Origin of the sequence: Devosia sp. XGJD_8 (assembly GCF_046614475.1) — a bacterium.
GTDB lineage: Bacteria > Pseudomonadota > Alphaproteobacteria > Rhizobiales > Devosiaceae > Devosia.
In genome coordinates, this window is record NZ_JBKJHF010000002.1 from 264,241 (window position 1) to 278,335 (window position 14,095).

Annotated in this window: 9 protein-coding genes; 6 read left to right on the top strand and 3 right to left on the bottom strand. The window is 64.9% G+C overall.

What is annotated here, in order from left to right; translation table 11 throughout:
• Positions 1 to 3: 3 nt before the first annotated feature.
• From ACLI1C_RS16815 to ACLI1C_RS16825, 3 genes are read right to left on the bottom strand one after another with little or no spacing between them, the layout of a single operon-like run.
• Entirely contained in the window at positions 4 to 762 is a 759-nt protein-coding gene (locus tag ACLI1C_RS16815; RefSeq protein ID WP_411398707.1) for an SDR family NAD(P)-dependent oxidoreductase, read from the bottom strand.
• Positions 759 to 2,009 carry a thiolase family protein gene (locus ACLI1C_RS16820; protein ID WP_411398708.1) on the bottom strand — a complete coding sequence of 417 codons (1,251 nt, stop codon included), beginning with the start codon at positions 2,007 to 2,009 and terminating at the stop codon, positions 759 to 761. Before ACLI1C_RS16820 ends, ACLI1C_RS16815 begins: the two co-directional genes overlap by 4 nt.
• 4 nt (positions 2,010 to 2,013) lie before the next feature.
• On the bottom strand, positions 2,014 to 3,870 hold the full coding sequence (locus ACLI1C_RS16825) for a feruloyl-CoA synthase (RefSeq protein WP_411398709.1): 1,857 nt from the start codon (positions 3,868 to 3,870) through the stop codon (positions 2,014 to 2,016).
• Positions 3,871 to 4,123: 253 nt separating this feature from the next.
• Here ACLI1C_RS16825 and ACLI1C_RS16830 point away from each other — a divergent pair, with 253 nt between their 5' ends.
• The 6 genes from ACLI1C_RS16830 (at position 4,124) to ACLI1C_RS16855 (ending at position 14,094) form a co-directional block, all read left to right on the top strand.
• Positions 4,124 to 7,174, top strand: a complete 3,051-nt coding sequence (locus ACLI1C_RS16830; protein WP_411398710.1) for an alpha-mannosidase — start codon at positions 4,124 to 4,126, stop codon at positions 7,172 to 7,174.
• Positions 7,171 to 8,397, top strand: a complete 1,227-nt coding sequence (locus tag ACLI1C_RS16835) for a CehA/McbA family metallohydrolase (RefSeq protein WP_411398711.1) — start codon at positions 7,171 to 7,173, stop codon at positions 8,395 to 8,397. Before ACLI1C_RS16830 ends, ACLI1C_RS16835 begins: the two co-directional genes overlap by 4 nt.
• A gap of 51 nt (positions 8,398 to 8,448) precedes the next feature.
• Positions 8,449 to 9,531 carry a LacI family DNA-binding transcriptional regulator gene (locus ACLI1C_RS16840; RefSeq protein WP_411398712.1) on the top strand — a complete coding sequence of 361 codons (1,083 nt, stop codon included), beginning with the start codon at positions 8,449 to 8,451 and terminating at the stop codon, positions 9,529 to 9,531.
• Positions 9,532 to 9,901: 370 nt separating this feature from the next.
• Positions 9,902 to 11,806 (top strand): ABC transporter substrate-binding protein, encoded by a 1,905-nt coding sequence (locus ACLI1C_RS16845; protein ID WP_411398713.1) that lies wholly within the window; start codon positions 9,902 to 9,904, stop codon positions 11,804 to 11,806.
• A gap of 155 nt (positions 11,807 to 11,961) precedes the next feature.
• On the top strand, positions 11,962 to 12,948 hold the full coding sequence (locus ACLI1C_RS16850) for an ABC transporter permease (RefSeq protein WP_411398714.1): 987 nt from the start codon (positions 11,962 to 11,964) through the stop codon (positions 12,946 to 12,948).
• A 12-nt stretch (positions 12,949 to 12,960) separates the two neighbouring features.
• Positions 12,961 to 14,094, top strand: a complete 1,134-nt coding sequence (locus ACLI1C_RS16855; protein ID WP_411398715.1) for an ABC transporter permease — start codon at positions 12,961 to 12,963, stop codon at positions 14,092 to 14,094.
• Position 14,095: the final 1 nt, after the last annotated feature.

The window sequence follows — 14,095 nt, forward strand, 5'->3', positions numbered from 1 at the left end:
CTCCTATTTCGGCTGCATGCGCAGGGCGCCATCGAGCCGGACGATCTCGCCATTGAGATAGTCGTTCTCGACCATGGCGGTGACGAGCTGGGCAAATTCGGCCGGTTCGCCGAGGCGCGCGGGATAGGGGATCGCCGCGCCCAGAGCATCCTGGGCTTCCTGCGGCAGCTCGGCCAGCAGGGGCGTCTTGAACAGGCCAGGCGCAATGGTCAGCACGCGAATGCCGAAGCGCGCCAGTTCGCGCGCCACCGGCAGGGTCAGCGCCGCGATGCCACCCTTGGAGGCGGCATAGGCTGCCTGGCCGATCTGGCCCTCGAAGGCGGCGACCGAAGCGGTCGAGATGATCACGCCACGCGAGCCGTCCACCGGCTCGGCCACCGACATGTCCGCCGCGGCCAGCCGCATCATGTTGAAGGTGCCGATGAGATTGACGCGGATGATCCGCTCAAAGGCATCGAGCGGCAGCGGGCCATGCCGGCCGACGACGCGGCCGGCGCCGCCAATGCCGGCGCAGTTGACGAGAATACGCGGCACGCCGAGCGCCGCCCGGCTGGCGGCGAGGGCTGCCGTCGCGCTTGCGGCATCAGCCACATCACATGGAGCGAAGAAGCCGCCAATCTCGGCAGCCACGGCGGTGCCGGCCTCGGCATTGCGGTCAAGTATGGTGACACGCGCGCCCCGGGCCGCCAGTGCCCGGGCCGTGGCAGCGCCGAGGCCCGAGCCGCCGCCGGTGACGAGGGCCGTTGCGCCTTCGATCCTCATGATGCCGCCCCCACATTCTCGATCAGCATGGCAATGCCCTGGCCGCCGCCGATGCAGGCCGAGGCAATGCCATAGCGCAACCCGCTGCGCTGCAGTTCGCGCGCCAGGGTCAGCGTGATGCGCACGCCGGTGGCGCCCAGCGGATGGCCGATGGCGATGGCGCCGCCATTGACGTTGACCTTGTCCTCATCCAGCCCGAGCTCGGCAATGCAGGCCAGGATCTGCGCGCCGAAGGCCTCGTTGATCTCGATGCGGTCGATCTGGTCGAGGCTCAGGCCGCTGGCATCGAGCAGGGCGCGAATGGCCGGGGCCGGGCCGATGCCCATGATATGGGGTGGTACGCCGACGGCAGCGCTGGCGAGGATGCGCGCTAGCGGCTTGAGGCCCTTGGCCGAAATATAGTCCGACGATCCCACCAGCGCCGCCGCTGCGCCATCGACGATGGCCGAGGAATTGCCGCCGGTCTGCACGCCGCCAAAGGCGGGTCGCAGGCGCGACAGCACGTCATAGGGCGAGGGGCGGATATGGCTATCGACCGCGACGCTGTCGACGCCCTTGCCCAGCCTGATGCCGCGGGTTTCGAGACCTTCAATCGTGAAGTCCTCGGTGACGACCGGCGCGATCTCGCCGGCGAGGAAGCCACTGTCGCGGGCGGCAATGGCCCGCTCGAAGCTGCGGGCCGCGAAGCGGTCGACGGTTTCGCGGGAAATGCCATATTGCCTGGCCAGGTTCTCGGCGGTGTCGCCCATATTGCAGAGCACGGAAGGGTCCATTAGCGCTTCCCAGAGGAAGTCCTTGAACTCGACCTGCCCCATGGCAAAGCCGTTGCGGTGGGTATAGGCGGCGATGGGGTTGCGGCTCATCGACTCGGTGCCCACGCCCAGCGCCAGGTCGACACGGCCCAGGGAAACGGCATCGGCCGCCTGGCTCAGCACTTCGATGCCGGTGCCGCAGATGCGCTGCACCAGATGGGCCGGCCGTTCGACCGGAGCGCCGGCATAAAGGCCGATATGGCGCGGCGTCACATAGGCGTCGAACGAGGCCTGCGCCATCGAGCCGGCAATGGTGGTGCCGATATCGGCCGGGTCCACGCCCGCCTTGGCAATGGCGGCACGGGCCGCCTTGATGCCGAGATCAATGGGCGAAATGGCCGAGAGGGCGCCCCGATAGTCGACGAAGGGGGTGCGCATGCCGTCGATCAGATAGGCATCGGCGAAAGTGGCCGCGAGGCCGGCTGGCTTGCTCATTTCATCAGGCCTTTCGGGCGAAGGTCAGCACATGGCTCGGGGCAGGCTCGGCGTAGAGGTCGGCGAAATCTTGCGCCCGCGCGGCGATCACCGCCCGCTGGTTGATCGAGCCTTTGTCGGTGATTTCCCCGGCATCGACCGAGGGCGGGGTGGCCAGGAGAATGGCGCGGGCAATATGGCTGGCGCTGCCGGTTGCCTTGGCGGCGAGGGCATCGAAGCGCGCCTGGAAGGCGGCGCGCACCGCGGGGTGGGCGACGATTTCCGCATGGGTCGCGGCGCGATCCAGATCAGCCAATTGCCGGCAGGCTTCAAAATCGGGGAAGATCAGCGCGGCGATGAAGTTGCGGTCGAGCCCGGTCAGCGCCAGGTCGCGCAGCAGGGGCGCGCCGGCCGCGATGGCTCCGAGGCGCACTCCGCCCATATTCACCCAGGTGCCGGTTGCCAGCTTGAAATCCTCGGTGACGCGGCCGTCAAAGGCGAAGCCCTTGCTCAGGTCATTGGCATCGGCGAATCTGAGGGCATCGCCGATCTTGTAATAGCCCTCTTCGTCGAAGGCTTCCGCGGTCTTCTCTGGCTGTTTCCAGTAGCCGGGCGTGACATTGGGGCCGCGCAGGCGCAGTTCGAGCTTGGCCTCGTTCGGCACCAGCTTGATTTCCATGCCCGCGGCCGGCAGGCCGACCAGGCCGGCGCTTTCGACCGTCCAGGTGGTGGTGAAGGCAAAGGGCGCGGTCTCGGTCGAGCCGTAGCCGGTGATGATGCGGATGCGCTGGCCGGTCGCCGTATAGGCGGCGTGGTCGAGGCCGTCCCAGACATGCTGGGCGAGGCTGGCGCCCGCATATTGCATGACCAGCAGGCGCTTGAAAAAGCCCTCGCGCAGGGCCGCGTCGACGGCCAGATGCTCGACCAGGAATTCATAGCCCTTGGGCACGTTGAAATAGAGCGTCGGGGAGATTTCGGTGAGGTTGCGCACCGTGCGCTTCATGCCCTCGGGCGTGGCCGCGCCGTCGTCGACATAGAAGCTGCCGCCATTGTAGAGCGCGATGCCTAGGTTGTGGCTGCCGCCGGCGACGTGGTTCCAGGGCATCCAGTCGACCAGCACGGGCGGCTCATCGGCGAGGAAGGCCAGCGCGGTGCGGATCATCTCCTGGTTGCAGGTCAGCATGCGCTGCGTGGTAATCACCGCCTTGGGCATGCCCGTCGAGCCCGAGGTGAACAGCAGCTTGGCCACGGTGTCGGGTGTGACCCGGGCCGCCGCTTCGGCGACGGCGGGGGTCACGGGTGTCTGCGCCAGATCATCCCAGAGCAGGGCCGGGCGGCCCGGCACGGGATTGGCGCGCACCACAACGGGAATGCTGGCATCCAGCGCGGCGGCGATGGCGGGTGCGAAGCGCTCCCCGTCGCTGGCATAGACCATGCCGGGCGCGATCAGGCCGACAATGTGCCTGAGCTTGGCGAAATCCCTGGAGACCAGCGAATAGGCCGGGGAAAGCGGCGCATGCGGAATGCCGACCAGCATGGCGGCATAGCCGAGCAGCGCGTGTTCGATCTCGTTGCCCGACAGGATCAGCAGTGGTTTTTCGGCATGAAGGCCGGCATCCAGCAGCGCCTGGGCCAGCGACTGCACGGTGCGCCAGGCTTCTGCATAGCTCACCTTGCGCCAGTCGCCGTCCGGTCCCCGATCGGCGAGAAAGACATGGTCGGGCCGTTCGGCAGCCCAGCGGGCCAGCAGGTCGGTCATGGCGCGCGGATAGGGGCCGAGCGTTTCGCTCGAGCGGACATAGACAATGCCGTCCGCACCCTCCGTCAGTGTGGCGCGCATCTCTCCCATACGCACCGGTCGATACACAGCCTCGCCCTGCATGACTGAGCCTCTCTCCCTTATTGTTATATTACATAACAATATAGCGGAGCCGGATTCAAGTGCCTCCTGTCGGGCCTTCCGCCCGTTGCCAGGTGGCCAGTCAGGTAGGTCTGAGCGACTAGTGTCGCGAAAAGAATTTCATTCACTCGGGAAAATAGTGACTTATTTCCGCTAGGAAATTGCCATCCTCGGGTGACTCTGCAATGAAAGTGTTTCATCAAAAGCGAGGCGCGCGACCAGCGCGACGGAAGTTATGAGCCCCTTTCCTGCCATTGACGTGCTGCTGACCGAACTGGGCAAGCGCATTTTTACGCCGTCCGGTGTGACGGTGCCACTGCGGTTTCGCCCGGCGCACCACAATGACCGGGCCCAGGTCGTGGCGGAGAATCGCGAGGGGTGGACGCCAGTCGACCGCGATCTGATCTGGGGCGAGCCGGATGGCTATTACTGGTTTGCCGGCGATGTGACCATTCCCGAAGCGCTCGACGGCGCGGCGGTGCATCTCAGGGTCGATGCCCAGTTCGGCAGCGTCATGGGGCGGTCCGATCCGCAATGCCTGGTGCGGATCAATGGCCGTATTGCTCAAGGGGTCGATGGCAATCACCGGACGGTGCTGCTGACCGAGAGGGCACGGGCCGGCGAAAACTTCGAAATTCTCTTTGAGGTCGGCACAATCGAAGACCGGCGGCAGCTGGGCTTTGCCTGCGAACTGGTGGTGCATGATGGGCTGGCCGAGACGGTCTATTATGACCTCAAGGTGCCCGGCGAAGTCGCGCGCCTCCTGCCCGAGGATGATGGGCGGCGCCACGCCATTGTCGGCCACATCGAGGCCGGGCTTGCCGTGCTCGACCTGCGGCCGGGTAATGCGGAGCGGTTCCGACAGAGCCTGCTTGCCGCCCAGGGCCATGCCGACGCGATCTATGCGCTGGCCGACGCTGCATCCATGCCCAGGATCGTCGCGACGGGGCACACCCATATCGACGTCGCCTGGCTCTGGCGGGTGCGCGAGACGCGCCAGAAGATGGCGCGGTCGATGGCGACGGCGCTGGCCCTGATGGAGGCCTATCCGGACTACCGCTTCATGTACAACCAGTGCGTGCTGCTGGATTATCTGGCCGAGGATTATCCCGAGCTGTTCGAGCGCATCGGACAGAAGGTCGAAAGCGGCCAGTTCGAAATCGAAGGCGCACTCTGGCTCGAGCCGGACGTCAATGTCTCGAGCGGGGAGTCGCTGGTCCGCCATATCCTCTATGGCGTGCGCTACCACGAAAAGACCTATGGCGTGCGGCCGCGCATGCTGTGGCTGCCCGATACGTTCGGCTATTCGGCGGCGCTGCCGCAGCTGATGGATCGGTCGGGCCTCGATACATTCGTCACCCACAAGCTGAGCTGGAACGACACCAACCGCATGCCCTACGAGACCTTCCGCTGGCAGGGCATCGACGGCACCAAGGTGGCGGCCTACTTCCTCACCACCCAGCCCTATACCTCGACCAGTATCGGCACCACCTACTGCCCCGATCTGAAACCCACTCATGTGATGGGCGCCTGGAAGCGGTATGGGCAGAAGCCGGTGAATGATGAGCTGTTTCTGGTCTATGGGCATGGGGATGGGGGTGGGGGGCCGACGCGGGAGATGCTGGAGAATGTGCGGCGCATGGAGCGCGGCATTCCCGGCTGTCCCAAGGTCAGCCACGAGCCGATGCGGCCGTTTTTCGAGCGTTTGCTGGACAAGATGGCGGCGGAGCCCGAGCGGTTTCCGACCTGGGTGGGCGAACTCTATCTCGAATTCCACCGCGGCACGCTGACCTCGGTCGCCAAGAACAAGGCCAATAATCGCAAGGCTGAGAACGCCTTACGCGAGATCGAGGCGCTGGCGGCCATGGCCTCGATGGCCGGCCATGCCTATCCGCGGGCGGAACTGTGGGACCTCTGGCAGATCGTCATGCTCAACCAGTTCCACGATATCCTGCCGGGCTCCTCGATCGGTGCGGTGTTCGATGACAGCGACGCGGATTATGCGCGGTTCTTCACCCAGGCCGAGGCAATCAAGCGGCAGCTTGCCGGCGTTTTGCTGCCAGCAAACTTGCAGTTTGCCTGCAATGTCTTGGGGCGGAGCCGGGGCGGGCTGGTCGAGACCGACCGGGTCGCCGGCCAGGCCATCGAGCGGGCCGATGGACGGCTGACCTCGGTGGTCAGGATCGATGCCGTGCCGGCGCTCGGCATGGCGCCGATCGCGGCTTCAGCGCCGGAGGGGACGCTGTCGGTGTCGACCGGACATCTGGCCAATGAGCGGATCGAGGTGCGCTTCGATGCCGTGGGGCGGATGACCTCGATCCTAGACCGGGTGACCGGACGGCAGGTCCTGACCGAGGGCGGGCTGGGCAATCGCCTCCAGGCCTATCGCGACCGGCCAGCGCAATATGACGCCTGGGATATCGATCGCTCCTTCGAGGACCAGGTCTGGGAGATCGATGCGCTGGAATCGGTGCGGGTGACCGAGACCGGGCCGCTGCGGGCCGCTATCCGCTTTGAATGGCGCTATGAAAGCTCGCGCATCGTGCAGGTCGTGTCGCTGGAGGCCGATGCGCGGCAGGTGGAGGTGGAGACCTTCATCGACTGGCATGAGCACAATACGCTGCTCAAGGCGGCCTTCCCAATCGCGGTCAATGCCAGCGCGGTGCGCGCCGAGATCCAGTTCGGACATGTGCAGCGGGCGACCCACGCCAATACGAGCTGGGACGAGGCGCGCTACGAATGCTCGATGCAGCGCTGGGTCGATGTGTCCGAGCCCGATTTCGGCGTCGCCCTGCTCAATGACTGCAAATATGGCTATGACGCCAAGGGCACGACGATCCGGCTGACCCTGTTGCGCTCGCCCACCTATCCCTGGCCCGAGGCCGACCAGGGCGAGCACCGCATGCGCTATTCATTGATGGTTCATAGTGGTGACGTTTCTGTGGTCAACCAGGCCGCCGAAGACTTCAACATGCCCCTCCTGCTGCTCGAAGGCGGCAGTGCCACGGCCGCTCCAGTCGCCCGCCTGCTGCGGCTGGACGGCAAGGGGATAACTCTCGAAACCCTCAAGCTGGCCGAGGACAGCGATGACCTCATCCTGCGCCTATGGGAGACGGGCGGCATGCGCCAGACCGCGCAGCTGACCCTGCCGGCGGGCTTTGCCGTGGCGGCGGAAACCGACCTGATGGAGCGCCAGCCGGCGGCATTGCCGGTGGCCGATGGAGTGGTCGAGCTTGCCTTCAAGCCCTTTGAAATCAAGACCATAAGCCTGGGGAGGGCGCCATGAGCAGCCACCAGATCTCAGCCACCATCATAGATTTTCCCGGTGGCGAAAAGTCCTTTGTCGAGGTGCCATTCCAGGCCGGTCCCAATACCGACCGCATTGAGGTCAGCTACCTGTTTCCGGCCGGCAGCGGGGGCAGCGTCATCGATCTGGGCGTGGCGCATGAAGGCCGCATGCGCGGCTGGAGCGGCGCCGAGCGGGCCCATATCACCATCGAAGCCGACCGCGCCACGCCCAGCTATGATGCGGGTCCCCTGGCCGGCAACTGGGCCGTGGTGCTGGGCATCGTCACCATCGGCCCCAACTGCCGCGTCGACGTCACCATAAGGGTGGTGGAAAAGCAGGCGCGCTGGCTGGTGGGGGACATCCACAGCCATACCGAGCATTCCGATGGCGGGGTGACTGTGGTCGACGCCATCCAGCGCGCCCGGGCCTCGCGGCTCGACTTCGTGGCGCTGACCGACCACAACACCATTTCGCAGAACTTCATCCGGCCCGACGATCCGGGCATCCTGGTCATGCCCGGCATGGAGCTGACCAGCTATTACGGGCACACGAATTTTTTGGGCGTGCACAAGCCAGTGGAAGACTGGCGCTGCACCAGCCCCGGGGACGTGGCCGACAAGATGGCGGAAGCGCGGGCCAATGGCGCGACCATCGTCATCAACCATCCCTTCCAGCGCTCGGCGGGCGGCAAGTGGCAGTCCGGCTATGACGTGGCCTTCGATGCCATGGAGATCTGGAACGGCCACTGGTCGCCGCTCAATGCGGACGCGCTGGCCTTCTGGCAGGAGCGGCTGGTGGCAGGGCATGTCGCGCCGGTGACGGGGGGTAGCGACTTTCACCTCAAGAACCGGCGGCGCCACGGGCGGCCCTCCAACCGGGTGCATGCGGCGGGCCATTCGATCGCCGATATCCTGGCGGCAATCCGGGCCGGGCGGAACGTAGTGTGCTTTTCACCGGAGGACACAATGGCCCGCCCGGTTGACGGCGCGCCCATGTTCGGAGACACGATTGTGGCGGGCTCGCCCATTGAGGTGGAGTTCACCGCGCTGCTGGCCGGCGACGAGCTGCGGGTGGTCGATGAAACCGGCACCAGCGGGGTCGTTGCTGCCGATGGCGATCGCCTCACCTGGGGTGGCAGGCTGGATGGCCGCTTCCTGCGGTTCGAGATCTGGCATGGAGATGAGCCGCGGCTCTTCACCAATCCCTTCTACGCCGGCTAGCGGGGCGGCGGGGGCATGGTGACGGGCAGGCAGAGACTACGGGGACTGGGCATGGCCAAGGACACCGCCGGAGACAAGCGCGATCGCAAGGTCGGCATCAAGGACGTCTCCCGCGAGGCCGATGTCTCGATCTCGACCGTCTCGCATGTACTCAATGGCACAGCATCGATCTCCCCGGCAGTGCGGTCGCGCGTGCTCGATGCGGCGCGGCGCCTGGGCTACCTGGCCCAGCGGCAGGCCAAGGCGACGATTTCGTCGCTGGAGACAGTGCTGCTGGCCGTGCCGCCTGATACGCTGGCCCAGAGCAATATCAACCTGGTGTCCTGGACGGTGCTGGGGGCGCTGGGGCGGGAATGCGAGCGGCGGGGCATCAAGCTCGTGCCGCTGCGGCTCGAGGGCGAGACCAATTCGGCACGGGCCATTGTCGATGCGGCGCGTTCGGCGGGTGCCGATGGCATATTGCTGCTCAATGTAGACCGGCCCGAGCTGATCCAGGGCATTGCCGGATCGGGCCTGGCGGCGGTGCTGATCAATGGCGAGGACAGCTCGATGCGCCTCGACAGCGTGACGCCGGGCAACCGGTTCGCCTCGGCGCTGGCGACCAACTGGCTGATCAGCCAGGGCCACCGCAATATCCTGCATGTGACCTGGAAGGGACGCGCGACGATCCGCCGCCGCGGCGACGGCTTTCTTGATGCCTTTGCCGAGAACAACCTGCCCACGGAAGGTGCCCGCTTCTGCTTTGCCGAAGGCTGGGAGCCGCATCTGGGCGAGAAGGCCATCGGCGCGTGGCTGACCCAGCATGACGGGCTTGACGGCGTCACGGCGATCTTCTGCGCGGCGGACAACCTGGCGCTGGGCGTGATGCGGGGGCTCGAAGCCAGGGGCTTCCAGATACCCCGGGATATATCGGTGATGGGGTTCGACGGCGTGGCGCCGGGCGAGTTTACCTCGCCAAGCCTGACCACCATCAACGTGCCCCTCGACCAGATGGGGCCAGATGCCCTGCACCTGCTGGAGCAGCGTGTCTCCAGCGACCAGCCGGCGCGCGCCTCCCACCGGCTCGAGCTGGGTTGCCAGCTGATCATCCGCGACAGCGTCGCCTCGCTGATCGCCGCCAAGCGGTCTGTCTGACCGACCATCCCCCGCCTTTACGACTTTTTTCATCGCCCTTTGTCGCGATCCGGTGGATCGCGCTAAGGCGCTGCAAACATTCCATTTTAATCGCGTTTCGGCACGTTCATTCCATCCTGCTATGTAACCAACTGGTGAAAAAACGCATCGTGAAAGAATTTTCTGATTGATTTGGAGATTTTTTGGCGCAATTGTTCTGTTGCTATGACCGGCACAGGCAGGAAAAATAGGCACTATTCGCCAGAAGGCCCCAGTGTCGCTCAACCAGAATGTAACACAGTCATGAAAGTATTTTCATGATGGTTTTTCAGAGGTTTGCTCACATCCCGTGCGGGGTGGGCGGATAACGGAACCGGGGAGGGTTCAAACCATGCTCAGCAAACGCCTACTCACGTCTATTGCGGCCGGCCTTGTCGCATCCACCTGCCTCGCCACGGCGGCCTGGGCCTTCCAGGAATCGCCGATCCTGGCCGAACAGGTTGCTGCCGGTGCGCTGCCGCCGGTCGAAGAGCGCCTGCCGGTCAAGCCCGCCGTCATCAATGCGGTCGAGGTCGGCCAGTATGGCGGCACCTGGCAGCGCGGCTACAAGGGTCCGGGCGACCGCTGGGGCCCGACCAAGCTTATGGAAGAGCGCGTGCTCAAGTGGACGCCCAGCGCTGACGGCTCCATGGAGCTGACGCCGGGCTATATCGAGTCCTACAGCGTCAACGAGACCTCTACCGAGTTCACCTTTACCCTGCTCGAGGGCCTCAAGTGGTCCGACGGCCACCCGGTGACGACCGAGGATGTGAAGTTCTGGTATGAGGACATCTTCCTCAACCCCGCCATCACGCCCACCATCGATCCGACCTTCTCGCCCGGCGGCAAGCCGCTGACGCTCGAAGTGGTGGATGAGCGCACCTTCATCATCAAGTTCGAGCAGCCCTATGTGTATTTCCTGACCATCCTGGCCAAGGACTCGACGGGCGAGCCGAGCCTTGACCGCCCGAGCTTCCTGTTCCCCAAGCATTATCTCAGCCAGTTCAACGACAAGTATGCCACGCCCGAAGAGCTGGCAGCCCATGTGGCCAAGTATAACCTCGAGAAGTGGCAGGACCTGTGGGGCTCCTCGAGCCCGGTGACCGGCTGGTGGGCCAATCCGGACCTGCCGGTGATCACCGCCTGGAAGATCGAGAGCCCGGCTCCGGCCGATGTCGTCTCGATGGTGCGCAATCCCTACTATTATGCCGTCGACCAGGAGGGCAACCAGCTGCCCTATATCGACCGCATCGAGCACAAGCTTTTCGAGCAGCAGGAAACCTTCAACCTGATGATCGTGCAGGGCCAGATCGACATGCAGAGCCGCTATGTCAGCCTCGCCGACTACACGTTCTACAAGGAGAACGAGGCGCGCGGCGACTACTCGGTGGTCAACTGGATCGGCGCCACCACCTGGTCGCTGCTGCCCAACTACAATACGACCGACGAGGTGCTCCGCACCCTGTTAGAGACGGCGGACTTCCGCCAGGCCCTCAGCATTGCGATCGACCGTGAACTGGTCAACGAGCTGGCCTTTTCCGGCCTTGCCGAAGGGCGCCAGGCGTCCCCGATCACCGGTTCGCCCTACTACAATGCCGACCTGGAAATGCACTGGGCCGAATACGACCCCGATACGGCCAATGAACTGCTCGACAGCGTCGGGCTGACCGAGATGGATGCCGATGGCTATCGCCTGCGTCCGGATGGCCAGCGGCTGTCGCTGGTCGTCGAGGCCAATGACGCAGCGCACGGCCCCAAGCTGGAGCTGCTGGCCGACAACCTGGCCGATGTGGGCATCGAGGTGCTGCCGCGCATCATCGACCGCACCCAGTGGGACGACAATCGCGACAACAACAACTTCCAGGTGCAGTGGTATCCGTTCGACCGCATGTCGGTCGTGCCGGCCGATCCGCGCAATATCATGGGCAATGACAGCTACGCGGCCCAGTATTACGTCTGGTACAGCACCGATGGCGAATCCGGCACCGAACCGCCGGCCGACCACCCGATCCGCTCGATCTGGGCGGCGTGGGACAAGGCCTCCACTGCCAGCGATATCGCCACGGCCGATGCGGCGGTCAACGAGATGATCGAGACCTTCGTGACCAGCGGCTTTGTCATCGGCGTGGTCGGCGAGGAGACCGTGCCGACCATCGTCAGCAACAATTTCCACAACCTGCGCTCTGGCCTGGTGATGGACGACGTCGCCCGCGGCATCGGCCTTGGCCAGACCCAGCAGATGTGGATGTCGGAGTAAAGTTCTCCCGAGCGGCGGCAAGGTGGGCACACGCACTCACCTTGCCCGTATCGCCCACTGGTGTTGGGACCGGACTGCCCCGGCAGTGCCGACTGTCCGGTTCCAACACCTTTTTCGGGCCAATTGCTCCGCCTTGCGGCGGCTAAGGAGACGCCATGGTCGGCTTCATCTTGCACAGGGCATTCTGGGCAATCCCCACGCTCATCTTCGTCTCCCTGATCTCGTTCTTCATCATCCAGCTGCCGCCCGGCGACTATGTCACGGCCTATGTGGCGCAGCTGCGCAATGGCGGCGAGTATGTGACGCTGGCCCAGGAAGAGGCTCTGCGCCAGAGCATGGGGCTCAACGACCCGATCATCGTGCAATACTGGCGCTGGATTTCCGACATCGTGTGCCGTGGCGATTTCGGCCAGTCGCTGGAATGGAATGCGCCGGTGGGCACGCTGATCTGGGACCGGCTCGGGCTGACGCTGGCCATTTCCACCCTCAGCATGCTGTTCACCTGGGCCATCGCCATTCCGGTGGGGGTCTATTCGGCGACGCGGCAATATTCGGTCTTCGACTACCTCTTCACTGTCTTCGGCTTTCTGGGCAAGGGCATCCCCGATTTCCTGCTCGCCCTGGTGCTGATGTGGATCGGCTTTGCCTATATGCAGATCGATGTCGGCGGGCTGTTTTCGCCCGAGTACCAGACGGCGCCATGGAGCTTTGACAAGGTCATCAACCTCTTGTCGCATCTGTGGATTCCCATCGTCGTGCTGGCCACGGGCGGCGCGGCGGGGCTGATCCGCGTGATGCGCGCCAATATGCTGGACGAGCTGGGCAAGCCCTATGTCGAGACGGCCTATGCGCAGGGGCTGAGCGAGCGGCAGGTGGTGTGGAACTACCCGGTGCGCGTGGCGCTCAACCCGTTCATTTCCACGGTTGGCTGGGCGCTACCGGCGCTGTTTTCGGGCGATGTCATCACTGCCGTGGTGCTCAACCTGCCGACCACCGGGCCGCTGCTGCTCAAGGCGCTGCAGATGCAGGACATGTATCTGGCCGGCAGCTTCATCCTCATCCTGAGCGTGTTCACCGTCATCGGCACGCTGGTCTCCGACGTGCTGCTGGCATGGTCGGACCCCCGTATCCGTTACGCCTAGGAGGGACCGGCCATGACCGATCAGGCAATCAATGCTCCCGCAGCGGCGGCGCCCGCCGCCAAGGAAAACCTCTATACCGCCAAGCCCTGGACACTGATCTGGTGGCGCTTCCGCAAGCATGTGCTGGCCATGGTGTCGCTGTGGTTCCTGGCCATCCTGTCGCTGATGGCGGTGTTTGCCGAAACCGTGGCACCCTATGACCCGTTCGGCATCGAGCGGCTCCTGACCTTCTCGCCGCCCACGGCGGTGCGCATCATCCATGACGGGCAGCTGCACTGGCCCTTCGTCTATGGCCTGGCGCGCGAGCGGGACCCGGAGACGGCGCGGGTCACCTATGTCGACGACTATGACAAGGTGCTGCCGATCAAGCTCTTCATCTCGGGCGACGACTATTCGTTCTTCGGCCTGTTCAAGACCGATATCCACCTGTTCGGCGTCGACAGCCGGCGCGACAAGATCAACCTGCTGGGTACCGACTCGCTGGGGCGCGACGTGTTCTCGCGGCTGGTGCATGGAGCCAGGGTGACGCTGTCGGCGGGGCTGATCGGGGTGGCCTTCGCCTTCGTGCTCGGGCTGACGCTGGGCTCGATCTCGGGCTATTTCGGCGGCTGGATCGATGCCTCAATCCAGCGGCTGATGGAGTTCATCCGCTCGGTGCCGACCATTCCGCTGTGGATGGGGCTGGCGGCGGCGCTGCCGGTGGCCTGGGACCCGATCTTTGTCTATGTGCTGATCACGCTGATCCTGGCCCTGATCGGCTGGACGCATCTGGCGCGCGTGGTGCGCGGGCAGTTCTTTGCCATCCGCAACGAGGATTTCGTGCTGGCGGCGCGGCTGGCGGGGGCGTCGGAATTCCGCATCATCACCAAGCATATGCTGCCCTCGATGACCTCCTATATCATCGCGGCACTGACCCTGGCCGTGCCCGAGATGATCCTGGGGGAGACGGCGCTGAGCTTCCTCGGCCTCGGGCTGCGGCCGCCGGTGGTGAGCTGGGGCGTGCTGCTGCAGGATGCACAGAACCTGCGGTCGATCTCGCTGGCGCCGTGGCTGCTGTCGCCGGGCCTGGCGGTGGTGTTCACCGTGCTGGCCTTCAACTTCCTCGGCGATGGCCTGCGCGACGCCGCCGATCCATATGGACAGTGAC